Origin of the sequence: Chloroflexus aurantiacus J-10-fl (assembly GCF_000018865.1) — a bacterium.
Classification (GTDB): Bacteria; Chloroflexota; Chloroflexia; order Chloroflexales; family Chloroflexaceae; genus Chloroflexus; species Chloroflexus aurantiacus.
Genome location: NC_010175.1, coordinates 3,351,882 through 3,375,096, shown reverse-complemented (window position 1 = coordinate 3,375,096; position 23,215 = coordinate 3,351,882). Strand labels below are relative to the sequence as shown.

The following is a 23,215-nucleotide window of genomic DNA, read 5'->3' as shown; positions in this document are numbered from 1 at the left end:
AACTGTTTATACATCTGAACACTATGCAGCGTTTACGAATTATTCTGCTTATTGTAGCCACAATCCTTATCACCGGTTGCACCTTCTCGTGGGACGAGTTGTCAACCAGACCGGTCGAACAGGAGCGACCGGCGCCGCCGGCAACGCGCCTGCCGGCATCAACGGCGACACCTGCACCGGCAGGCGGTGCCGCAACGATGCCGGTATTGACACCAACTCCGGCACCTGTTGCGACGATTGCACCGACACCCACGCTAGCACCGCTTAGTCGTGAAGAACGCCTGAACATCTTTCAAGAGGTCTGGGAGACGGTGCGCGATAATTATTTGTACGAAGATTTCAACGGTCTCGACTGGGAGGCAGTGCGAGCCGAGGTGCAGCCGAAGGTCGAAGCAGCCGCGACTCCGGAAGAGTTTTACACCATTATGCGCGAGATGATTGCCCGGCTGGGTGATGACCACTCGCGCTTCGAGTCACCGCAAGAGGTAGCTGCCCAGATCGCTGAAGCACGCGGTCAGTTGCAGTATGGCGGGATCGGGGTAAGTGTACGCACCGTTGACGAAGGCGGTCTGATCACCAGAGTGGTGCCTGGCGGGCCAGCCGATCAGGCCGGTATTCTACCGCGTGATCTGATCGTCGCGGTCAACGGCATTCCATTTAATGATCCTGAAGCCTTCGGGCCGGAAGGGGCTATCGGTGCAGTCCGTGGCTTGCCGGGAACCAGTGTGCGACTGACGATCAAGCGCGGTGACGAAGAACCGCGTGATATTGAGGTAACGCGCGCTATTATTGACATCGCTATCTTTAATCAAGTCACTGCCGAACGATTAACCGGCGATATTGGTCTGTTATACATTCCCAGCTTCTACGTTGACAATGCCGACTCCCAGGCGCGTGATGCTCTAACTGCTTTGCTGGCCGGCGGTCCGTTGCGCGGGATGATCATTGATGTTCGCGACAATAGTGGCGGCTACATCCACGTCATGCGCAACATTATTGCCCTCTTCCACGATGGCGGCAGTATTGGCGCTTCGGTGGGACGAAATGAGCGCGAAGAGCAACGGATTCCGCGTGGTCGCACCATCCCCGAATTGACCAGGATTCCGGTCGTGATCCTGATTAGCGAAGAGACTGCCAGCGCTGCCGAGATGTTCACTGCCGGTATGCGCATTCTCCGCCAGGCAACCGTTGTCGGTGTGCCCTCGTCAGGCAATACCGAAAACCTCTACGGCTACGATTTTAGCGACGGCTCCCGCTTATTGCTGGCCGAAGTAGCGTATCAGTTGCCTGATGGAACGCTCATCGAAGGCACCGGTATTATCCCCGATGTGCTGATCGAGGCCGAATGGTGGCGTTTCCCGCCTGAACAAGACCCGCAGTTGCTGGCTGCCAAAGAGATATTGAACGCACAACCTTGAGATAGACGGGCACGGCCAGCCGTGCCCCAAAGCCGGTTAGGAACGACGACAACGACCTATCGTGGCCCAACCCATCACACACTGATCCATCCTAGCGAATCACCAGCACCGGGATCGGGCTACGTTCTAACAGATCGCGCGTGACATCCTGCAGCGACAGACGTTGCAGCATACGTACCCAGCGATCACCCGGCTCAGGCACAACATCGCTGACTTCATGGCTACCGATCACCAGCAGATCGTAATGCTGCGCTTCACTCAATAACGTCTCTTCGACCAGACCGTTAAGCACCTGCAAATGACAATCAACACCCTGGGTGTTGAGTTCTTTCACCAGCCGTCGGAGCATCGTACCGGTCAATTCGTCAAGTTGCAAGGCAACTTCCTCTGTTAATGGAGAGGCCACAAAACCATCGAAATAGACAACCTCTTGCGAAGAGACGTGCAGCACAGTCACACTGGCCTGAAAAGCACGGGCGATCTGACTCACCAACGGCACACACCGCAACGACTGCTCTCCCCCGGCACTGGCAACAGCGATCCGCCGAATGGGGGAAGCGGATACATGTCCCTGCACGCGCAGAAATGATACTGGTAGAGCTGCGAGCAGATTGAATTCGAGCCGTCGCCCGCGAATGAAATGAGGGGGAAATGCCGGCACAATGAGCAAATCCGGTCGTTCAGTCTGCACAGCACTCAGAATCGCAGCCGCAAAGGTTGTTTCCTGACAACGATGCTGCACGGGAATGGCAGTGTCAATGTGCAACTGATTGACAACCTCATCCAGATCGTTTTGCCCGGAAACTGGTGTAATGAGCGTCACCCGATGAGCACAGGCCGCAACAATTGGTGCAGCAAAGGCGAGTAGCGCTGTGCGCTGAGGATTCTGACCAACATAGAGGGCAATGTGCATAACGTATTCACCATCTCACAAACAACAACAACAGCGGCACGACAAGCATGATCCCCAGAAAAGCGACTAAACGCGGCAGTGAATGCACAATCCTCTCCTCCAACCAGAGCAGAACGCGGGCAAACCACCGGTAGAACAAGAGCAGAACAATCAGTGAGAAAAAGGCAACACAGATCATCTCAACCAGCACAATGGTGAATGCAGCTGCGCCTCCGACGAGTAACGCCGCAACTAACGTATCAATGAACGTTGTGATATTGGCGCCCATAATATACGGTAACGCATTTTCGCGTCGAATAACACCGCGCACCGTCAGCGGCACCAGCATCGACAGCGATACCGAAACCGAGAGCGTAAATGAGGTTACCGCAGCGCCGAGCAGGAACATCACCCACGGTCGGTAGAGGAGTTGGCCGGCCTTCCCAAACACCTGCTGACCACCGGGAACTTCAGGGATAGCCCGATCAAGCAGACTGAACGCACCGAGCAGCACCAGCGCTCCAACCACCAACAACGACCACTCTGGCAACAGCCGAACAATCACGGCAACAACGGGATCGATAATCAGATCAAGCACGGAACTAAGCGGACTATCGGCGCTGGCCGATATTACTCCCACCAACTGCGAACTGAGCAGCCAGTATCCCAGCCCCAATGCCGGCAGATAGATGGCCGCTGTCGTCAGCAGTGACAGCACACCAATCGCAACACTGGCCGCCCGTCGATGGCCGCGCAGATGGTACAGAAACCCAACAAACAGGACAATAAATGAAGCACCCAGGCGCGAGCCGGTAATCATGGTAAAGGTCTGCACGCCATCAATAACACCCGATGCAAAAAAAGAGACAGCCACGGCGGCCACCGGCGATCCACTCAGAAAGATGTAAGACAGCAACCAGCCAAAACCGAGCGCACTTGCCGCAGAACTTATGTCTAGCCACCCTATCAGCACTCGTCCGTAACCGGCAGCACCGCGCTTGAGCAACTCTAACGCCAGCACAAAGGTGATCAAACCGATAAGCGCAAATCCACAACGCCGGCACACTCCCCGCCAATGCCAGCGCAATGTAGTCGAGGATGCTGCGATGCGCGCCTCAGATGATCCATTTGTGTCGGCAGCAGGCGTCTCAACCACGGCTGCCTCTAGCGGAGGAGAAGGTTCTTGACGAGATGACGGGTTCATATATTTACAACATAAAGTTATGAGCGGACTAATAATCTGGTATGATAGCCAGAAATAGCCAGTTTGAGAAGGGGAAAAATAGATGGATCGCAAACCCATTCAGGGCAGAATTGTACAGATCAATGTAAGTCCCAAAGGCGGCGTACCCAAATTCCCGGTACCAGCCGCCGAAATAACAATCCATGGCGTGCGTGGCGACCACCAGCGTGATCGCGAACATCACGGCGGGCCACGCCGGGCCGTCTCACTCTACTCGGCTGAACGGATTGCCGCCTTACAGGCGGAAGGCCATCCGATTGCACCAGGAACAACCGGTGAAAATCTCACGATTAGCGGCCTTGATTGGGCGCAGATCGGCATCGGTGATCGTCTGCTGATCGGTTCGTGGGTCGAGTTAGAAATTACTGACTACACCACACCCTGCAACACCATTGCCGGATCGTTCCTGCGAGGTCAGTTTACCCGCATCAGCCAGCGTCTCCATCCCGGTTGGAGCCGACTCTACGCCCGTGTCATCAACGAAGGTGAAGTACGGGTCGATGACCCGGTCACACTCATCAAAACTGGCGCATAGTGCATTACGGACGGACAACCAGCACCGGCACGGGACTGGCACGAATGATTTTATCGGCAACACTGCCCATCACCATGCGCTGCCAGCCACCCTGGCCGCGCGTAGCCAGCGCAATCGCATCAACCTGTAGCTCACGACTCAGGGTGAGCAGCGCCCGTGCCGGTTGATCAGCAGTACCTACCGCTATATCTGCCGGCACCCCCTGCGCTTCCAGCCTGGTTGCCAGTGCCTGCAAATACGCTTCAATCTCCTGCTTTTGTGCAGTCACTTCGGCCTGATCCGCACCACGGCGCTGTACCAGAACACGGGACAGCGTTAAACGAGCGCCATCAAGCGCTGCCAGACTCTGGACCGGTGCCAAAATCTGCTCGGCACGCGCCGAGCCATCGAGGGGAACGAGAATACGACGCAGCGGTTGCGCAGCCCGCGACGCCGATTCTCCCGGTCGCATCAGCCAGAGTGGGGTGTGGGTCAACCGCAACAACGACTCGGCCACGCTCCCCAGCCAGAAATGCTCAAACCCACTCCAGCCATGCGTCGTCATCACGATCAGATCGGCATTGATCGCCTGTGCATGTGCCGCCAGCGTCTCGGCAACAGCCCCTTCCAGACGGGTAACGACCGTCTGCACGCCATTGAAAACCGGCTGAGCAGCAACTTGATTCAGGTAAAAGCGTTCGTGTTCAGCAGCCAGAGAATGCAATTCGGCATCAATCACCGGTAGCGTTTCGATCACGATGGGGGTCAACGAATTGGGATAATGCACATGCACCAGATGCACGGTAGCCTGAAATGCGCGCGCCAGCCGGGCTGCGGCTGCCAACGCCTGCTCGCCCACGACTGAACCATCAAGCGGAACGAGAATGGTGCGAAACATAGCGCGCCTCCTTGTCAATTGCACGTCAGATCATTATGAATTGTCTTTATTCAGACGCAGAAACAAGTTAGACGCAAACTACCAGATAACAATATGCTAATAGTTACGCTCGTAATGTATAATCAGTCATCAAGCCAGGACAATTCTTTACCAATAACAAGCTCATTCATTGTTGCGTGATGTGTATTCTTCATTGGGATTAATCTCGTCTGGAATGCATATTTTTGTGCCATCAGTTTTACTTCTTCTGATTCATCATATGTCATTAAAAAATCACCTGCAAGTGATTGACACAATTGAAACAAATGCTCGTGATTGATATGATGGTGTTTGTACAATCGTTTTCCCGCCTTTTTCCCACCGGCGGTATAGGGTGGATCGATAAAATATACAGCATCGGCACGAGAGGCATACTCGGTCATAACGAGCAATCCATCATCGCAACGAAAATCGATACGATCAACAATACGTTGGAGATCAAGCAAACGGCGAGCAAGAGTCTGAGGATACCAGCGCGAACCGATTCCCTTCCCATTTTCACCGGCTTTCATAAACCGGGCACCATCAGCTAAAATCCCGCCCCGTAGTGTTCGATTGCGCAAAATCGTCTGAAACGCCCGTTCACGTTTCGTCGTCGGTGCCTTTGCCAGTTCCGCCAGTACAGTTTCTCGTGTCACGGTAAAACTCAGAATACGCTCGACCAGCCATTCCACATCACCCTGAACGATGACTTCCCAGACTGCTGCCACATCAGCGTCTAGTTCTACCATCACGACTCGTTCTACCAACTGCTCAAATAATGCGGTTAAACTAATAATCCCACCACCAGCAAATGGCTCCACCAGAAGATTCGGTTTTACCGACATACTGGTCATCCATTGACGAAACGTGGGCACAAACCAGGTCTTACCACCCGGATATCGAAAAGGACTGCGTTGTGGCACAGAAGCCACATTAACCGGAGCATGTGATTTGGATCGATTATCTAACTCAGGGAATAGTGATACCTGTCGTAAGCCAGTCATGATAGAGACAACCTTTCGGTCAGAGATTTGAATGGCGCGTCTGCCGTTGCTCATGAAGTTTCGCTTGCAGAAACTTGATAAAGTCTTCCGAACGACCCGGTGATGATGTTGTCATCACTCGTATAACCTGCTCAAAGTCAGTAAATACCTCCGTAACCTTCTCCAGATAATATCGCTCTGTTCCTTCATGAGCCTGCCTGCCAGGCATTAAACGGTAAATAAACCAGGCCATGTTTGCATCTTGTGGCGGTATTGACGCCAGTTGTGGTAACGTTTGAAAGAACTGCTCGTCCACTACAACCGCCATTTTCTTGTTCCAGGCCCTAAGGATAGCACCTTTATACATAAGTTGTGGTACAAGCCGTTTCCGTGAAGATGAGAGATAATCAGGACGCGGTACAGGTGTTTCTCCAATCCAATCTCCGACAATATAACCTTGAGGGTCTCTCATATAATGCTCAAAAAAACTGCGAACGTTACCTGAAATGTATACTGCCTGTATCTCAATAGCTCCAAAATCAGTAATCCTTCCTTCGTCATCATAAGAAACCAGTACAACATCAATATTGCCTGCGGATTTACCGAAAGCATCTGGCAGGCGGATTTCTGTCAAAATACTCCATCTTGTTCCTTCCCCAAAGAAGAATAGAGCAGCATCCTGAGCAATCAGCCAGTTCTGACGAAAACGAATTGGACATGTTATGACCGGCTCATTATTATGATAAATAGCGCAAACACCTAGCGGATTGTTAGCTTTATCCTTTGTACACTTACGATCCTGACCTTGAAACGGGCACAGCCGTGCCGAGCGACAGCGCGCCGCTGCCTCAGATTGATCGGTGATTTGATAACCAAACACCTCGGCCAGAGGCTGTTGTGTCTGCGCCATTGCACTCTCTTTCATCAGTTAACGAAAATCGATCCGCACCAGTCGCCAATGATCACCCTCTTTGAGCAATCGCGCTGAAAAGGGTTGGGTTCCGCCATCGGTATAGTTCAGAGTACCGGCTATTTCAGCCGTGCCTCCCTCCGTGTCGGTACGGATATTGAAGCTGCGCAACGACATGCCTTCAACTTCGCGGAAGAGCTGGCGGTTAGCGAAGAGACGTTCCAAATCGTCACGTGAAACAGACACACTGCCCGCATCAGCAAAGAGAGCCTCGGCTGCCGCAATATCCTGCCTTCGGCCTGCATCCATAAAATCGCGCACAACCTGCTGCATGGCCGATGTTTCATCTACAAGTCCACTAAATAATTGCCACCCACCAAACGCTAACAGTGCACAGCAGAGCACCAACGACAACAATCCTGCACCAATTCCGATCAACACCCAACGCAGCGTTCCACCTGATTGCGGCTGAGCTGGAGGAGGATAGAGGGTCATGATCATCTCCTGAAGCTGTCGCAGTAGTCTACGTATATGATAGCAAATGAAACGGTTTCGTCCAGATTGTTTCTGGTGATGGGAAGTTAGGAGTTGATAATTGATGGAGTCTTCTACGCCTGCATGATCACCCTATCACTAATTAAAAGCAGTATCATGGTGGTAGACGAAATTGTGTCGAACAGGTTGCAGAAACGGACGCATTGAATGTAGTGCGAGGCGATGGCTGCGTAGACGACGCATGCGTCGCCCCTACATACCGGCGCTGGCGTCTGGCGGTGCATCGTTCAGGTGCTGTGTCAGAGTCATCGTTAGCTAGTGTGTCGTGACTTCTACTCTGCCAGATTTGGACCTATGGAGAAACCGCTGCGACCCACACTTGAGTGTAGGCACGGTTGGTGTCGTGACGGTGGCGCAAGCGATCAACGAGTGTGGGTTGGCAGCCCGCTCTACGGAGACAAACTGACGTTGCACAATTACCCGCATGCGTTTACAATCGAACGCGCAGCCGGGTTTTGTAAACATACGGGAGGCATATGCGCATTGTAGCGATGATCATGGCAGGCGGCGAAGGAACTCGGCTCAGTGTGCTTTCGGAAAAGCGCGCCAAACCTTCAGTGCCCTTCGCCGGTAAGTTTCGCATCATTGACTTTACCCTCTCGAATTGCGTCAACTCTGGCATCTTCGATGTTGCCGTTCTGACGCAATACCGGCCCCATTCACTCAACGAACATATCGGTATTGGTAAACCATGGGACCTCGACCGTGCCCGTGGCGGTGTGCGCCTGCTGCAACCGTACCAGGGTCGCCGTGACGAGTCGTGGTATCGGGGCACAGCCGATGCCATTTATCAAAACCTGAATTACATCCAGGAACGGCGCGCCGATCTGGTGTTGATCCTCTCTGGCGACCATATCTACAAGATGAACTATAACGACATCATTAAAACCCATCTCCAGAAACGGGCCGACCTGACCGTGGCGGTGATGGAGGTTCCCATCGAAGAGACGGATCGCTTCGGGATTATGACAACCGATGAACATGACCGCATTATCGAATTCACCGAAAAACCGAAGGCGCGGGACAAGGGAAATCTGGCGTCGATGGGCATTTATGTCTTTAACGCCGATATTCTGATCCGTCGGTTGTCTGAGGGTGGGCCGGAGAAACCACGGATCGACTTCGGCAAGGACGTGATTCCAGCTATGGTCGCCGAAGACCGTGTGTTTGCTCATCGCTTCAAGGGGTATTGGGTTGATGTCGGGACAATCCAGTCGTATTGGGAAACGAGTATGCAATTACTCGATCCATCACTCGATTTCGATCTCTTCGATCCCAACTGGCTGATCCGCACCCGCAGCGAGGAGCGACCACCGGCCAAGATCGGGCCGCAGGCCAAAGTAACCCAATCGATCATCTGCAATGGCTGTACGATCCGTGGCACGGTTATCCATTCGGTCTTGTCGCCCGGAGTGTACGTTTCGCCGGGGGCCATTGTGCGTGATAGCGTGGTGATGAACGATACCTGGATCGGCCCTGGCGCAGTACTCGACCGGGTGATTGTTGATAAGAAAGTCGTGGTTGGTGCCGGTGCTCGCCTCGGTTTTGGCGATGATCTAACCGTTCCCAATCGAAAACAACCCGATAAACTCAATAGCGGGGTAACTGTTGTCGGTAAGTCGGCGCACATTCCAGCCGGCATTACGATTGGCCGTAACGTTGTGATCAACGCCGACCGCGATGCCGAAGATTTTCCCGCAGGTGATGTTCCATCGGGCGAGACGATCTGACACGCAGGACAGATCACAGCCATCAGGGCTGTGACAGATGCAGGCGCCGGACCCGTCAAATGCTCAGTTATCAACGGAGTCGACATGATACGCACACTCGTGATGATTCTTGCCGGTGGCGACTCGCCGGCCCTCAGTGTTCTCACCGCTGAACGAACTGAGGCCGCAGTACCTTTCGGCGGTAAGTATCGAATTATCGATTTTGCCCTCTCGAATTGCGTCAATTCGGGCTTATACAATGTTGCCGTCCTGACCCAGTATCGCCCCCGCTCGCTGCATGCCCATCTCGGTGTCGGCCGTCCGTGGGATCTCGACCGGGCGCAGGGCGGTTTGCGCTTACTCCATCCATCACCCACGCCCGATGGCGGTGGCTGGCAGCGCGGTACCGCTGATGCAGTGCGCTACAACCTCGATTTCGTTGAGGATCAGCAGGTAGATGCGGTTCTGTTACTGGCTGGAGATCACATCTACAAGATGGATTATGGCCCCCTCCTCAAACTCCATGCCGAACAAGAGGCGGATGTGACGATGGCGGTACGCAGCGTTAGCCCGCACGATGCTCACCGCTACGGGATTGTGTCGGTTGGCAGTGATGGCCGGGTTGATCGCTTCGTCGAAAAACCTCGACGCGCCGACTCTAATCTGGCTTCGATGGGGATTTATGTCTTTCGCAAACAGTTTCTCATCGATCTCTTACGTTCGACCGATGCCGTTGATTTTGGCCGTCATCTGCTTCCCCAGATCGTGAGCAGCGCCCGTGCTTTCGCGTACAATTTTCAGGGCTATTGGGCCGATGTTGGTACAGTACAGGCCTATTACGAGGCAAATCTGGCGCTGCTGGCCGAGACACCGGCCCTCGATCTATACGATCCAGAGTGGGTAATTCACACTGTTAGCTCGGACCGACCGGGTGCCGAGATCGGCGTCCAGGCCAGAGTCGAGAACAGCTTGCTAAGTGACGGCTGTCGCGTGTACGGCACAGTCATCGGGTCGGTACTCTCACCGGGTGTCGTTGTTGCCGCCGGTGCGGTGGTACGCGATTCAGTAGTGCTGGGTGATGCAGTGATTGAGGCAGGTGCTGTCCTTGACCGCTGTATCATTGATGAAGGGGTGCGCATCGGCGAAGGGGCACACGTCGGGTTTGGTGATGATAATACACCCAACGCTGAAGCACCAGAACGCCTGAATACCGGGCTAACCCTTGTTGGCTTGAAAGCACAGATTCCGGCAGGAGTACGTATCGGTCGCAATGTTGCCATCAAACCGCGCACGCAGCCGGCTGCATTTCCGGCTGATGGTCAGGTACCGAGTGGTGCTACCATCTAAATGAAAAAAACCGGCAATTAGTTAATAACATGTCAACCATTACCGAACTGACCATAGAACCATCACTACGCTCACGTCTCCAGCAAGGTCATCCGTGGGTCTACCGCAATCACCTGATCGGTGGCGAACGATTGCGCAGCGGGCAATGGGTACGCGCCCGCTGCGGTGGTTTGACCGTTTACGGTTTATACGACGAGCAGAGTCCTATTGGCTTGCGAATCTATAGCCGGAATGGTATGCCAGACCAATCCTGGTTTCGCGAACGAGTCTGGGAAGCATGGGAGCTACGCGCACCATTACGGGCAGATGGGCAGACAACAGCCTATCGCTGGATCTACGGCGAGGGGGATAATCTGCCCGGACTGGTGGTTGATCGGTACGGCGATTATGCCGTCATCCAGACCTACGCCGACAGTGTGCAAACGGTGATACCGGCCATTACTTCTGCTCTGCGTGCTATCGACCCTGACCTGCGTGGTGTGATCCAGCGACCACGGCAGACCGATGATAAGGACGAGGGTGAACCGGTGTTGTTGTGGGGCGAATGGCCGCCCCGCGACCTGGTTGTACAGGAGCATGGTCTCTTCTTCCAGGTTGATATTCTCTACGGCCAGAAGACCGGCCTGTTTCTCGACCAGCGTGATAACCGGCGCACATTAGAAGGTCTGGTCGCAGGCGCCAGGGTTCTCAACTGTTTTGCCTACACTGGCGGCTTCTCGCTCTACGCACTCCGCGGTCATGCAGCCGAAGTTGTGAGCTGCGACATCGGTCGCGGGCTAGCAGAAGCGACTGCCACAAACATAGCGTTGAACCGGTTACCCGCCGAACGTCACCGTTTCATAACTGAAGACTGCTTCGCTGTACTTGATCGCTTTGCCAGACAAAACCAAACCTTTGACGTTGTCATCCTCGACCCACCGAGTTTTGCCCGTACCCGCACCAGTCAGCATGCCGCAATGCGTGCCTACGTGCGCCTCAACATGCTTGGATTGCGTTGCGTGACTCCCGGTGGATTACTGGTCAGTGCCAGTTGTACGGCCCAAATCGGGCCTGAACAGTTCCGCTCGCTACTTGGGGAAGCAGCGGCTCAGGCGCATCGTCGCCTTCAGATCATTCACGAAGCCGGCCATCCATTGGATCACCCGGTACCGGCAGGTTTTCCTGAAGGACGTTATCTGAAATACATCATTGCCAGGGCACAAACGCTGGTGTAGTGCCAGGGTATGCGCAGGCAACCAACACCACTTCACGACAGTTCTGAGACGGGCAGAAACAGGCAAGTGGATACGAGCGATCTGGATGTATCAGCCAGGGCACACGACTATGCGCCCTATCACGTACAGCCATTACCATCACGTGCAGCAGATCAAGTACCGGCACGGCTCTCCACCGGTGCCAGCACCCAACATACCACGTGCACAAGTGATGTATAGGTCGTGATAGTGCACATCGTGGATATATGAAATAAGTTGTATGCTATAATTTTGCGCATGCACGTTCTCCAAATTTCGTGGGAATATCCCCCGCACATCGTTGGCGGTCTTGGCCGCCACGTTGCCGACCTGGCGCCGGCTCTAACTGAACACGACGTGATCGTCACCGTTCTTACTCCGCAATTACGCGGCGGAGACACCTTCGAGCGCCACGAAAACCTCACTATCTGTCGTGTTACTGTGCCTCAATTTGACACTGACGATTTTCCCACCTTTGTTTCGCATACCGGGCGGCACCTTGAACAGGCAGCGCATGCCCTATTCCCCGGCGGGCGTCCCGATCTGATACACGTCCACGACTGGCTCACCGCCGAAGCCGGGATTGCTCTCAAGCACCACTGGCGCATCCCACTGATTGCAACCATCCATGCCACTGAACGGGGCAGGGGACGGGGAGCGCTCAATGGTCATCGCGCACAACAGATCAACGATCTGGAATGGCGCCTGACCTACGAAGCCTGGCGTGTGATTGTCTGTTCTCACTTTATGGCCCATCAGATACGCGAGTACTTCACGACGCCTGCTGACAAGATCGATGTGATCTCTAACGGTGTTCACCTGCCCCCACCGCCCTTTGCTACGCCTGCTGAATGGGTCGCCTTCCGCCGCCGGTTCGCCGCTGACACCGAAGCGCTGGTGATCTTTGTCGGGCGACTGGTCTACGAGAAGGGTGTACACATTCTCTTAGAGGCGTGGCCGCAGGTCGTAGCCGAAATGCCGGCCCGGCTGGTCATTGCCGGTACCGGCAGCGCACTCGATGAACTGAAGGCACGTGCAGCCACTCTTGGCACAACCGTCGAATTTCTCGGTTTCATCAGCGACGAAGACCGCAATCGCCTCTACGCTGTCGGTGACATTGCCGTCTTCCCTTCGCTGTACGAACCATTTGGCATTGTGGCCCTGGAAGCATTTGCCGCCGGCTGCCCAGTGATCGTCTCGAATACTGGTGGCCTCGCGGAAGTTGTCCAGCACGAGCTGAACGGCCTTGTGGTGCCGGCAGGTGATGTCGGAGCACTCGCTCATGCCCTGCTCAACAGCCTGCGTTCTCCTGCCGAGTCTCGCCTGCGAGCGGCCCGTGGCGCAGCCCTCGCCCGTGCTTACTATACATGGAGTCGGATTGCCGGCGAAGTCAAAGCAGTGTACGATCGAGTCTGGACGGAATGGAAAGCCGGCTCGTGGGGAAAAGAGATTATGCGTCGTGCTTGAATATCATCAATCATGGAGATGTTATGCCAGGCAATACATTTGGTCATGTCTTTCGCGTAACTACCTGGGGCGAGTCACACGGCCCGGCGGTTGGTTGCACTGTCGATGGCTGCCCGGCCGGTCTACCCCTCGACGTTGCCGATATTCAACGTGAACTGGATCGCCGTCGCGTCGGCCAGAGTCGGGTCAGCTCACAGCGCCGGGAAGCCGATGAGGTGCAGATACTTTCTGGCGTCTTCGAGGGGCGTACTACCGGTACCCCGATCACGATGCTGGTATACAATACAGACGCTAAATCACACCATTACGAGAACATCAAAGATCGCTACCGTCCCGGCCACGCCGATTACACCTGGGATGCCAAGTACGGGTTTCGCGACTGGCGTGGCGGCGGACGCTCATCGGCACGCGAGACCATCGGGCGAGTCGCGGCAGGAGCTGTCGCCCGCCGTCTGCTGGCAACGTTTGGTATCACACTTGTTGGCTACACGCTGCAACTGGCCGATCTGCGGGCTGAAGTCTTCGACGAAGCAGAGATCGAGCGCAATATTATGCGCTGTCCCGATGCCCGTGTCGCAGCGCTGATGGTCGAGCGGGTTGATCAAGCCCGACGAGAACTCGACTCATTGGGGGGCATCGTTGAAGTGCGCGCACGTGGTGTACCGCCCGGTCTCGGAGAACCGGTATTTGACAAATTGCAGGCCGATATTGGCAAGGCGATGTTCTCTATCCCGGCCATTAAAGGGGTCGAAATTGGTGAAGGGTTCGGGGTCGCAATGCTACGCGGCTCGCAGAACAACGATCCGTTCATTCGCCGGGATGATGGTACCATCGGAACTGTATCCAATCATCACGGCGGTATTCTAGGTGGCATCTCAACCGGCGAAGAGATCGTTGTGCGACTGGCCGCCAAACCACCGGCCAGCATCGCCCAACCGCAGCAGACGGTTGATCGCGACGGAAATCCGGTCACGATTGAAGTGCATGGACGGCATGATCCAACCGTCCTGCCCCGGCTGGTGCCGGTAGCCGAAGCGATGCTGGCGTTAGTCCTGGCCGATCACCTGCTCCGTCAACGACTTGCCCGCGTGACGTGGGAGGATAGGAGTGATGACTGATCAGGAGGAAACCCCGAAGGTAAGACGCTGGTTACCACTGCTGGCATTGCTGGCCGGCCTGTGCTGGGCACTGGTTATCAGCGTGATCCTCAGGGTCGATCTGATTAGCGAGCCAAATCTCCTCTCGCCGTGGCACCTGCTCTTCTATATCCTGACGCTGGGAGCAGGTATCCTGACGTTCTGGCCGCTGGAAACATGGCTTGAACTTCCCGGTCTTACCATTGAGGGCACCCTTGGAGCAGGAATGCTCCTCGTAACCCTCGCCATGGTACCGGCACCTGATGGCACCCTCCTCGATCAATCAGCCGCACCGGCCTACCTGGTGATGCTGATTGCCGTCTTACTCAGCGTCGCCGCCATCGTCAGACCGGTGATTGCCGTGCTGAGTCGACGCTGGCTTGCGCTGCGGGCATGGGCACTTGACAACCGTCGGGTACGGCGCGAGGCATACGAATGTGGTCTCTTTGTTGCCGCAGTACTGGCCCTGGCCGCATTGCGCACACTTGATCCGATCAAATTCGTTGCTCTGGCAGTGATTATCGTACTGATTGAAATTCTCCTGTTATCATTCATTGGCGTCGAACCGGCATAACAAACGAAGGAAAAGGAAGAGGTTATGATCCGTATTGCGATTATCGGCATGGGTCTGATCGGTACCTCACTGGGCATGGCATTACGCAATGCCGATCCAAAAGAATCACCACTCGGCTCGCTAGAGGTGATCGGTTTTGATCGCGAGCCACGAGTAACCCGTGAAGCGCGGGGAAGACTGGCGATTGATCGTGAGGCACGCACGCTCGCCGACGCAGTACGGGAAGCGCAAATCGTGGTGATCGCGACACCGGTACGTGCAATCCAGGACGTATTGCGCGATCTGGCATCGCACCTGCCCGCCGGAGCCATTGTTACCGACGTTGCCAGCACCAAAGCGCTGGTATGTCGGTGGGCCGCCGACCTATTGCCGGCAACCGTCGCCTTCGTTGGCGGCCACCCCATGGCCGGACGCGAGCAATCGGGGCCGGGTGCCGCCGATCCCGATCTCTTCCGTAACGCGATCTACTGCCTCACCGCCACCAGCACCACGCCGGCACACGCCGTCGAAGCGGTAGAGGCCCTGGTGCGCACAGTGGGCGCAAAACCGTACTACATCGACCCGGAAGAGCATGATGCCTACGTCGCCGGTATCTCGCACCTCCCGCTACTGTTATCGGTTGGATTGGTGACCGCCACCGGCAACAGCCCGGCCTGGAAAGAGATGGCACCCCTGGCGGCAACCGGTTTTCGCGATGTATCACGGCTGGCGTCAGGAGACCCACAGATGCAGCGCGACATCCTGCTCACCAACCCACATGGCCTGACGCGCTGGATCGACGAACTCATCCGCTTCCTGGTGACAGCACGTGAACAGATCGCAGCCGGCGATGTAGCAGCCATTGAACAGATGCTAGAGCAGGCCAAAACCACCCGCGACGCCTGGCTGGCGAGCAAACCACACCTGCGCCCCGGCGAAGCTGAATTTACTAATTTCCCCACCGTCGAACGACCCAGCCTGATCGGATTTCGCTGGCCGAAGCGCGAGAAGTGAGAGACATAGATCTACCCAGGTTGCTACCTTTGTCACCACAGAGACACAGAGGACACAGAGGATGGGGATAATTCAGGTTGCTACTGTGCGGCGTGACTTAGCGCATCTATGGGAACTGGTTGCTCCCAAAATCTGCGGTTACGCCATACAGTGTTGAGTGCAATGTCATGCTGTTCATCCTGACAGTTAGCCTCAATGGTCTGCTCACTGCATAGGTGGCAACTTGGACTAGATCTATACGCTTCAGCAAGATAACCTGACTACCCTATTACTTAGCCAACAGCGTGCAGAAACCTCACTTCCGCACGCTGTGTGATTCTGCCTGAGGATAGCAAAATGAGTACGGCAGAATGTGTAGAAAGCGGTTTCATTCCCGCTATACGATCTAAGTTTGTAAAAAAGCAAACAACCTTGCAGCCAAAAAGGATTGACAACGAACAGTATTATATAGTACACTAAAAATATTACTTATGATACCCCTGCTTGCTGCAAACATCTCATCTATCGTCTATGCAGCAAATTGTTGTTTTTGTTAATATCGCAATTATTTCCAGATCGCACGTCTTTTTACATCACATAAAAACCATCATAATCACAATATGGAGTACCATTATGAATCGCTTCCGAAACTGGCTCCTACATATCGACGCAACTGACCCGGAAATCCAACGGCGCGGTAAGATTCTGGTTTCTCTGAGTATCGGTGTGGTTATCGTGCTTTTAACTGTTGGCCTTGCCCTCACCCTTATCCAACCCACAATTGGGCGATTGATCAATCTGACGCTGGCAACACTGGTTTTTGTGGCATCTTTCATCCTCGGCAAAAAGGGACTTGTAACTATTGGTGGCTATCTGCTCATCATACTGACAACAATTGGGGCATTGAGTGGTGAAATACTTAACCCGACATCACCATTTAATGCGTTTTATCTTGTTCCCTCCATCTTACTCGCCAGTATCCTGCTTAAACCATTTCAGATTTGGGTAGTATTAGGTCTCTGTCTTGCCAGTATATTTGCAATCAGCCAACTCATCCCACCAGACATCAGAACCAGTGGCAACCTCAATCTGGCATTGGCGCATCTGACAGTGCTGCTCATCGTGAGCGCTTTTATTTCGTTTATCGGTGCGCAAAGTCTGGCCTCTGCACTTACCGAAGCCAACGAAGCCCGCCGGCGGGCTGAAGCGGCTAATCAGCAGCTTGCCGAACTGAACAACTCACTGGAACAACGAGTGACCGAACGTACCGCTGCGTTACAACGTCTCAGTGAAGAGCAACAAGCGACCCTGGCCCGCCTTGAAGAGAGCATTGCTGCACAACGCAATCTGCAACAGACCATTGCTTCTCTATCCGTACCGGTGCTTCCCGTTCGTGATGACACCATTGTGATCCCACTGGTTGGTGCTGTCACCACTGACCTGCTGGCTCATTTCAACAGCACAGCCCTGGACGCTACCGAACGATATGGTGCCAGGACGTTGATTATCGATCTCACCGGTATTGCCCTACTCGATACCCTCGCTGCAGCGACAATCGTACAAACCGCGACGGCTGCTCGTTTGTTAGGTGCCGAAACCACGCTGGTTGGCATTCGGCCAGAGGTGGCGCAAACGCTGGTGAGTCTTGGCGCATCATTTACCGGCATACGCACTGCTGCCACCTTGCAAACCGCGCTCTTCGCACAGCAGCGTGGCGGATCGCGGCCAGCAAGGGATGCACCGGGCGCTATTTGACAACTACCTCACGATTTCGTATAATAACGAGGCGTTGAGCGCCCAGGTGGCGGAATTGGCAGACGCGCTAGGTTGAGGGCCTAGTGAGCTAACCACGCTCGTAAGGGTTCAAGTCCCTTCCTGGGCACCATAGCTGGGGCGATTAGCTCAGCGGTAGAGCACCTCGTTTACACCGAGGGTGTCGGCGGTTCAAATCCGTCATCGCCCACCAATTACAGTATAGCGATGTGCCAAGATAGCTCAGTTGGTAGAGCATCGCACTGAAAATGCGAGGGTCGCCGGTTCGAGTCCGGCTCTTGGCACCACAATCTGACAGATGCCCGCTCTGGATGCAGAGTGGGCATTGTGGTTTTTAGCGACTGCACGGTGATCAGACCGCAACGTTTGTTGTGTACACTTCCGTCGCAATCGCACGTCAATGGCATACGATGAGAGACGACCGTATTTCTGATTGCGGAGGCGATTATGCGTGTACCTGCATCTGTCCAACCAACCAGGTCATTGTTGGGTGATCCCCGCATCCGCTGGGGTGGTGGTCTGGTCGCGGCAGTCTGGCTGATTGGTCTCGTCGGTGGATTGACCGGCCTGAGTGAGTGGCCGGCCCTCGTGCTCTACGTTCTGGGTGGATTGGGCGTTGCATTAACGCTGGGACGTACTCTCGGCTGGGCGGCAATTGGGGTAACGAAAAGAAATTTGCGCTCAGCAACTATCTGGGGTGCCGGGATCGGTCTGGGTCTGATGTTCCTCGATTGGGTGAATACCTTTTTCTACTACCGTGGCGGCGGTGAACCAATGGCAGCCATGGAAGCCATTCTGGTCGGCATGGGACTGCTCTACCTCTTCCCTGTCCTGGTACTGGCAGAAGAGCTGCTCTGGCGAGGTGTATTGCTGATTGCGCTCCGTGAGGCCGGCTGGAATCCTCATCTGACCGTTGGATTGACCACCCTGCTGTACGCCCTCAATCATCTGTTTGTCGCACCGGTGCCCCTGTTTGAGCGCTGGTTGATGGTGGGCATGGCCCTCCCCATTGGGGTGATCGGAGGGTATCTGGTGCTACGCACACGCAATGTCTGGGCAGCAGTGTGGGTACACGGGTTGAGCATTGTGGCGATGATCGCCGACATCTTTATCATTCCTGGCCTGGCACGAGGCTAAGACTCGGTGGTCGTAGGATTGGTCATCGTACCATCATACCTGCGACCTATCCACATTTTGTGGATAGATGTGGATAGAGGCACAAGATGTAGTAGCTAACCCAGGTTGCTGCCTTTGTCACCACAGATACACCGAGGACACAGAGGATGTTGATAACCCATATTACTACCGTGAGGCGTAACGTAGAACGTCCGTGAAAACAAACTGGCTGCTACCCAAATCGTTATACAGTTACGCCACACGGTGTTGAGTGTAACGTCGTGCTGTTCATACTGGCAGTCAACCTCCGTAGCCTATCCCAGTGTAGATGGCAACTTGAGTTAGTAGCTATTGTCTGTGCTGGTTTACTCGTTCGTGTCTACAGAGAGTAGGGAAGGGGAAGAAGTGGTTTCATCTCCAGGCTATACCTGTTCCGCTGGATAATATCAAATCTGGCGTCACAGCGGTCATAGCGGGCAATTCACCGATTGCGTCGGCACTACACCTGAGCCAGGATGTACGGCACCAGACTTCTCGCTGTGCGTGCCGTGAGGTCACACGCTGAAGGGAACGCCGGTTCCAGGCGTGGTTGCTCGTGGCGCATTGGTTTGGAGTGCGGAAGCGTGGCTTCCGCATTCGCCGTGTTTACGTTATCACCTGCAGCCAGCCCCCACCCCCGTGAAGCGATATGGTGTGTGAGAGGAGGCATGGGTCGCGGGGAAGGGTAGGGTAGGCCGATGGGATTCCGGTGACGTTGATGCATCGGCACAAGCCGGAAGTCTGCTGGATAAGAAGTGATACCGGTGCTGCACTACCAACACCGGGGCACGCTATCTCATTGCCAGCTTCTCAACGACAGGATGAACCTCATCACCATTGACCCGCCAGTCGCACCCCACCGGCAACATTCACTCCTGTTCTGCATCTGGATCAATACCCAAAGCACGTAACCGTGCCGCCAATCGCTCAGCCCGCTGACGCTCCTCTTCGGCTCGTTGGCGCTCTTGTTCAGCCCGCTGACGCTCCTCTTCGGCTCGTTGGTGCTCTTGTTCAGCCCGCTGACGCTCCTCTTCGGCTCGTTGGCGCTCTTGTTCAGCCCGCTGACGCTCCTCTTCGGCTCGTTGGCGCTCTTGTTCGGCCTGTGCCTGCAACTCCACGAAACTCAGAAATGGACGACCGTCCGGCCAGTACAACTGCATACCGCGATCCGTTCGCTTGAACGTGATTCCCAGACGCGGACTGACCCAGCCATCTAGTTCGTTGATCACCCGCAACCGACCGTCAATCCGTTGCCAGCCGCTCATATCGCCATGTTCCGGATCGTACAGGTAATACTCGTCCACCCCATAGATGTCGTAAAACTCCTGCTTCGCCGCCCGTTCGGTTAGCGTATTCTCTGGCGACAAAACCTCAAACACGACCTGGGGCGCAATCCCGTTTTCTTCCCATTGGCGATACGATCCGCGATCCCCTTTTGGCCGGCCAAACACCACCATGACATCGGGCGCTCGCCGAATATCAGGACGGCCTTCAACCGGATACCAGAGCAGATCACCCGCCACGAACACATCGTCCCGCTCACGGAAGATGGCATCGAGATTCCCCTGAATGGTGACGATTGCCCGGAATTGTCTGGTATTGTCAGCGATTGGCATGCCGTCACTATCGGGGTAGACGATGGCAGGCACAACAGCCGACTGCTCGCTCATCATTCACCTCCTTATATCGAACATTTGTACGATAATTATACAGGTGTTTTTGGTGATTGTCCAGTATCAGCGACACCGGAAACTATCATCCATTACAGACGTGATCGTGACGAGCGCACACGGCATCCCTGTGAGCAGGGTGAACGACGTGGCACGCATTCGGTATGAAGCATGTCTGGTGCGGCAGTCAGGCCGCCGCACTCCAGATGACGCGATGCGCACATGACAGGCGTGCAGGGTAACCAATCCAGCGCATGCTCGCACGACCAGAGCTGCTTTCTTCCCTGCCAACTGGCCGGGAGCAGGATAGGCTGTCTTCGTTGATTGGCAAGTGTTTATTGGGCTGTGCGATGTTCGAGCAGCACGACAATACAGCGTTATGCGATAAGTTCTGCGACCCCAATCAAACACGTACCGTGGCAGCTTCAGAGGGCTGACGCTTCGCCTGACGTTGTGAACATACACCCACCGGTGAATGCAACACTCCCACAGTTCCCTTTTTGATGCGGTAACAGTGTAGCTGTTGCTACCTGGCAACACATTGCGTCACAAGGCTTACGGCAGGCTTCCCGATCACTACCAGCAATTATCATGCTACTTCGTCCAAGTCCCCCGCAATGGACTGTCGCATTCCAGCAGGTCTTGTGCAAGCAACAACTTACTACCCACCAGGAGCATCGCATTCGGGGTACGATGAGAGGCATCTACGAAGGATGCACTATCCGGTTGCATGACCTTCGATCTGGATGCAGATGATGCCGGCTCCAGGCTGCAATGCTGATCATAAAACTAACCCAAGTTGCCACTTATACTGTGAGTATGTCACGGAGGCGATTGCAAGGATGAACAGCATGACGTTGCACTCAATACCGTATGGCGTAACCGCATGTGATGTGAGTAGCAGTCAGTTCCCATGGACGTATTACGTCACGCCTCACGGTAGCAATCCGGGTTATCCACATCTTCTGTGGCCTCTGTGTCTCTGTGGTGACAAAGGTAGCAACCTGGGTTAGACTGCGGTAGCGCGAGGCATTCTCTCGCCACCCCACCAACGTTGCACAACTAAGCCAGCTATGCTACACTAATAGGGCCGATGGCCCGGTAGCTCAATGGATAGAGCAACGGTCTTCGGAACCGTTGGTTGGGGGTTCGAGTCCCTCCCGGGTCGCCAGATCGCCCGACGCCACGAGCGTCGGGCGTGTATCTCTAGCGTCCAGAACGACACTCGCGGCACAAGGAGGTGTGCGATGCCGTTTTATCAGCGTCTCGGTCAGGTCCCTCACAAGCGCCATACCCAGTTCCGTAAGCCCGATGGCAAACTTTACCGCGAAGAGGTAATGGGACTGGAAGGGTTCCACGGAATTCAATCAATCCTCTACCACCACTTTCTACCACCACGGGTGCTCCGCACCGAGTTGATCGGTTCAGCTAAACCAACGTATGTCGATTTCGGCCCGATTCGTCACCGTGCCTTCGCCACCGCGAATGTGCCTGCCGGCGGTGATGCAGTGAGCGCCCGCGTTACCCTGCTCGGTAATAATGATGTGACGATTGGGATTAGCCGGCCAACGGAAAGCATGACCTTTTTCTACCGCAACGCTCAGGCGTATGAGGTCTGGTTTACCCACGAAGGCAGCGGTGAATTGCTCTCGCAATTTGGCCGCTTGCCCTTCAGCGCCGGTGACTACCTGGTCATTCCCTTCGGCACTACCTGGCAAATGCGGCTGAATGAGCCGGCACGGTTCCTGGTGATTGAGTCGGCCAGCCAGATTGCGCCACCCAAACGCTACCGCAATCAGTTTGGGCAACTGCTCGAGCACGCCCCCTACTGCGAGCGCGACATCCGTGGCCCAAGTGAATTGCTCACGTTTACCGACACCGGTGAGTTTGAGGTGCGGATCAAGGTGCGTGATCAGCTTACCCGGCATATTCTTGATCATCACCCCTTCGATGTGGTCGGCTGGGATGGCTATCTCTATCCCTGGGCTTTCTCGATTCACGATTTTGAGCCGATCACCGGACGGATTCACCAGCCACCACCGGTCCATCAGACGTTTGAGGGGCACAATTTTGTCGTCTGCTCGTTTGTGCCGCGATTGTTCGATTATCACCCGGAAGCAATTCCAGCGCCGTACAATCACTCAAACGTGAATTCTGATGAGGTAATCTATTACTGCGACGGCAACTTTATGTCACGTCGTGGTATCGAGCGCTGCGATATTACGTTGCACCCCGCCGGTCTGCCCCATGGCCCTCAACCGGGCAGCACCGAAGCCAGTATCGGCGCGAAAGAGACTCACGAGCTGGCGGTGATGATTGATACATTCCATCCACTGCACCTGACCGCAGCCGCGCTGGAGCTGGAGAAGGCCGGGTATATGGATTCGTGGAGTGTTGGCGGGCCGGAGGGCTAGGCTGTACCACGCGCAGACCATCGGTACACAGCGCACCGTTACGTCTATCTGGTGATCGGGCAGTCTATCGGGTACTGGTGTGCAATCGTATGGCTGCCCGGTATCTTTAGCCGGCAGCCTGATCGCCGCCGGACGTGAGCGGGAGTGACCTGGTTTGTGGCACAGGTCGGTGGGCGCGGCAGCATGGCTGCCGCGAGCCAGACCGGCGAGACGTGTATTCTGGACGCAGGAAGCAGTTGTAGGCGATCTCGCTAACGGAGCATCGCTAATGCACTAACCGGTTCACGTGCCGTCATGTTCAGGGGTAGCACCAGTGTCATCGGTGGTGCATG

19 protein-coding genes and 4 tRNA genes are annotated in these 23,215 nt (G+C 55.0%); 16 read left to right on the top strand and 7 right to left on the bottom strand.

The window, feature by feature from the left end:
- Positions 1-23: 23 nt before the first annotated feature.
- A complete protein-coding gene (locus CAUR_RS13290) occupies positions 24-1,418 on the top strand; it encodes a S41 family peptidase (RefSeq protein ID WP_012258390.1) in 1,395 nt (464 codons plus the stop codon).
- A gap of 91 nt (positions 1,419-1,509) precedes the next feature.
- Here CAUR_RS13290 and CAUR_RS13285 read toward each other — a convergent pair whose 3' ends face one another.
- Positions 1,510-2,331, bottom strand: a complete 822-nt coding sequence (locus CAUR_RS13285; RefSeq protein ID WP_012258389.1) for a universal stress protein — start codon at positions 2,329-2,331, stop codon at positions 1,510-1,512.
- A gap of 7 nt (positions 2,332-2,338) precedes the next feature.
- Positions 2,339-3,514: a hypothetical protein gene (locus CAUR_RS13280; protein WP_242604928.1), complete on the bottom strand. Its 1,176-nt coding sequence runs from the start codon at positions 3,512-3,514 to the stop codon at positions 2,339-2,341.
- Between the two features lie 82 nt (positions 3,515-3,596).
- On the opposite strand from CAUR_RS13280, the gene CAUR_RS13275 reads away from it, so the two are divergent.
- The gene (locus CAUR_RS13275) at positions 3,597-4,088 is read left to right on the top strand and encodes an MOSC domain-containing protein (protein ID WP_012258387.1); all 492 of its coding nucleotides are present in this window, start codon (positions 3,597-3,599) and stop codon (positions 4,086-4,088) included.
- Between the two features lie 4 nt (positions 4,089-4,092).
- Here the strand turns inward: CAUR_RS13275 and CAUR_RS13270 are convergent, their stop codons facing one another.
- From CAUR_RS13270 to CAUR_RS13255, 4 genes are all read right to left on the bottom strand, one after another.
- Positions 4,093-4,965, bottom strand: a complete 873-nt coding sequence (locus tag CAUR_RS13270; RefSeq protein WP_012258386.1) for a universal stress protein — start codon at positions 4,963-4,965, stop codon at positions 4,093-4,095.
- 122 nt (positions 4,966-5,087) lie between these two features.
- Positions 5,088-5,990 (bottom strand): DNA adenine methylase, encoded by a 903-nt coding sequence (locus CAUR_RS13265; protein WP_012258385.1) that lies wholly within the window; start codon positions 5,988-5,990, stop codon positions 5,088-5,090.
- A gap of 19 nt (positions 5,991-6,009) precedes the next feature.
- Positions 6,010-6,879, bottom strand: coding sequence for a NotI family restriction endonuclease (locus CAUR_RS13260; RefSeq protein WP_015909241.1), 870 nt, complete (start codon positions 6,877-6,879; stop codon positions 6,010-6,012).
- Between the two features lie 18 nt (positions 6,880-6,897).
- Positions 6,898-7,374, bottom strand: a complete 477-nt coding sequence (locus CAUR_RS13255) for a hypothetical protein (protein ID WP_012258383.1) — start codon at positions 7,372-7,374, stop codon at positions 6,898-6,900.
- Between the two features lie 536 nt (positions 7,375-7,910).
- Between CAUR_RS13255 and CAUR_RS13250 the strand changes: the two genes are divergently transcribed.
- The 12 genes from CAUR_RS13250 (at position 7,911) to CAUR_RS13195 (ending at position 18,781) form a co-directional block, all read left to right on the top strand.
- Positions 7,911-9,164, top strand: a complete 1,254-nt coding sequence (locus CAUR_RS13250) for a glucose-1-phosphate adenylyltransferase (RefSeq protein ID WP_012258382.1) — start codon at positions 7,911-7,913, stop codon at positions 9,162-9,164.
- Positions 9,165-9,248: 84 nt separating this feature from the next.
- Positions 9,249-10,490 (top strand): glucose-1-phosphate adenylyltransferase family protein, encoded by a 1,242-nt coding sequence (locus CAUR_RS13245; RefSeq protein ID WP_012258381.1) that lies wholly within the window; start codon positions 9,249-9,251, stop codon positions 10,488-10,490.
- Between the two features lie 29 nt (positions 10,491-10,519).
- Entirely contained in the window at positions 10,520-11,704 is a 1,185-nt protein-coding gene (locus tag CAUR_RS13240; RefSeq protein WP_012258380.1) for a class I SAM-dependent rRNA methyltransferase, read from the top strand.
- Positions 11,705-11,980: 276 nt separating this feature from the next.
- Complete coding sequence (locus CAUR_RS13235; RefSeq protein WP_012258379.1) at positions 11,981-13,189, top strand: glycosyltransferase family 4 protein; 1,209 nt, start codon at positions 11,981-11,983, stop codon at positions 13,187-13,189.
- Positions 13,190-13,212: 23 nt separating this feature from the next.
- On the top strand, positions 13,213-14,307 hold the full coding sequence (gene aroC, locus CAUR_RS13230) for a chorismate synthase (RefSeq protein WP_012258378.1): 1,095 nt from the start codon (positions 13,213-13,215) through the stop codon (positions 14,305-14,307).
- Positions 14,300-14,899, top strand: coding sequence for a hypothetical protein (locus CAUR_RS13225; RefSeq protein ID WP_012258377.1), 600 nt, complete (start codon positions 14,300-14,302; stop codon positions 14,897-14,899). The genes aroC and CAUR_RS13225 overlap by 8 nt, the downstream gene beginning before the upstream one ends.
- 24 nt (positions 14,900-14,923) lie before the next feature.
- The gene (locus CAUR_RS13220) at positions 14,924-15,892 is read left to right on the top strand and encodes a prephenate dehydrogenase (RefSeq protein WP_012258376.1); all 969 of its coding nucleotides are present in this window, start codon (positions 14,924-14,926) and stop codon (positions 15,890-15,892) included.
- A 612-nt stretch (positions 15,893-16,504) separates the two neighbouring features.
- The gene (locus tag CAUR_RS13215; RefSeq protein WP_012258375.1) at positions 16,505-17,626 is read left to right on the top strand and encodes an STAS domain-containing protein; all 1,122 of its coding nucleotides are present in this window, start codon (positions 16,505-16,507) and stop codon (positions 17,624-17,626) included.
- A 40-nt stretch (positions 17,627-17,666) separates the two neighbouring features.
- Positions 17,667-17,756 (top strand) — tRNA-Leu (locus tag CAUR_RS13210).
- 6 nt (positions 17,757-17,762) lie between these two features.
- A tRNA-Val gene (locus CAUR_RS13205) sits at positions 17,763-17,837 on the top strand.
- An 18-nt stretch (positions 17,838-17,855) separates the two neighbouring features.
- Positions 17,856-17,931: transfer RNA gene (locus tag CAUR_RS13200), tRNA-Phe, on the top strand.
- 160 nt (positions 17,932-18,091) lie between these two features.
- On the top strand, positions 18,092-18,781 hold the full coding sequence (locus CAUR_RS13195) for a CPBP family intramembrane glutamic endopeptidase (protein WP_012258374.1): 690 nt from the start codon (positions 18,092-18,094) through the stop codon (positions 18,779-18,781).
- An 887-nt stretch (positions 18,782-19,668) separates the two neighbouring features.
- On the opposite strand, the gene CAUR_RS13190 is transcribed toward CAUR_RS13195, so the two are convergent.
- On the bottom strand, positions 19,669-20,472 hold the full coding sequence (locus CAUR_RS13190) for a Uma2 family endonuclease (protein ID WP_012258373.1): 804 nt from the start codon (positions 20,470-20,472) through the stop codon (positions 19,669-19,671).
- Positions 20,473-21,564: 1,092 nt separating this feature from the next.
- Here CAUR_RS13190 and CAUR_RS13185 point away from each other — a divergent pair.
- Positions 21,565-21,640: transfer RNA gene (locus CAUR_RS13185), tRNA-Arg, on the top strand.
- A 76-nt stretch (positions 21,641-21,716) separates the two neighbouring features.
- The gene (locus CAUR_RS13180) at positions 21,717-22,883 is read left to right on the top strand and encodes a homogentisate 1,2-dioxygenase (protein ID WP_012258372.1); all 1,167 of its coding nucleotides are present in this window, start codon (positions 21,717-21,719) and stop codon (positions 22,881-22,883) included.
- The last annotated feature ends 332 nt before the right edge of the window (positions 22,884-23,215 follow it).

Bases quoted from the DNA above. Each gene is read 5' to 3' on its own strand.
- CAUR_RS13290 (WP_012258390.1), top strand. From the start codon at position 24: ATGCAGCGTTTACGAATTATTCTGCTTATTGTAGCCACAATCCTTATC.
- CAUR_RS13285 (WP_012258389.1), bottom strand. From the start codon at position 2,331: ATGCACATTGCCCTCTATGTTGGTCAGAATCCTCAGCGCACAGCGCTA.
- CAUR_RS13280 (WP_242604928.1), bottom strand. From the start codon at position 3,514: ATGAACCCGTCATCTCGTCAAGAACCTTCTCCTCCGCTAGAGGCAGCC.
- CAUR_RS13275 (WP_012258387.1), top strand. From the start codon at position 3,597: ATGGATCGCAAACCCATTCAGGGCAGAATTGTACAGATCAATGTAAGT.
- CAUR_RS13270 (WP_012258386.1), bottom strand. From the start codon at position 4,965: ATGTTTCGCACCATTCTCGTTCCGCTTGATGGTTCAGTCGTGGGCGAG.
- CAUR_RS13265 (WP_012258385.1), bottom strand. From the start codon at position 5,990: ATGACTGGCTTACGACAGGTATCACTATTCCCTGAGTTAGATAATCGA.
- CAUR_RS13260 (WP_015909241.1), bottom strand. From the start codon at position 6,879: ATGGCGCAGACACAACAGCCTCTGGCCGAGGTGTTTGGTTATCAAATC.
- CAUR_RS13255 (WP_012258383.1), bottom strand. From the start codon at position 7,374: ATGACCCTCTATCCTCCTCCAGCTCAGCCGCAATCAGGTGGAACGCTG.
- CAUR_RS13250 (WP_012258382.1), top strand. From the start codon at position 7,911: ATGCGCATTGTAGCGATGATCATGGCAGGCGGCGAAGGAACTCGGCTC.
- CAUR_RS13245 (WP_012258381.1), top strand. From the start codon at position 9,249: ATGATACGCACACTCGTGATGATTCTTGCCGGTGGCGACTCGCCGGCC.
- CAUR_RS13240 (WP_012258380.1), top strand. From the start codon at position 10,520: ATGTCAACCATTACCGAACTGACCATAGAACCATCACTACGCTCACGT.
- CAUR_RS13235 (WP_012258379.1), top strand. From the start codon at position 11,981: ATGCACGTTCTCCAAATTTCGTGGGAATATCCCCCGCACATCGTTGGC.
- aroC (WP_012258378.1), top strand. From the start codon at position 13,213: ATGCCAGGCAATACATTTGGTCATGTCTTTCGCGTAACTACCTGGGGC.
- CAUR_RS13225 (WP_012258377.1), top strand. From the start codon at position 14,300: ATGACTGATCAGGAGGAAACCCCGAAGGTAAGACGCTGGTTACCACTG.
- CAUR_RS13220 (WP_012258376.1), top strand. From the start codon at position 14,924: ATGATCCGTATTGCGATTATCGGCATGGGTCTGATCGGTACCTCACTG.
- CAUR_RS13215 (WP_012258375.1), top strand. From the start codon at position 16,505: ATGAATCGCTTCCGAAACTGGCTCCTACATATCGACGCAACTGACCCG.
- CAUR_RS13195 (WP_012258374.1), top strand. From the start codon at position 18,092: ATGCGTGTACCTGCATCTGTCCAACCAACCAGGTCATTGTTGGGTGAT.
- CAUR_RS13190 (WP_012258373.1), bottom strand. From the start codon at position 20,472: ATGATGAGCGAGCAGTCGGCTGTTGTGCCTGCCATCGTCTACCCCGAT.
- CAUR_RS13180 (WP_012258372.1), top strand. From the start codon at position 21,717: ATGCCGTTTTATCAGCGTCTCGGTCAGGTCCCTCACAAGCGCCATACC.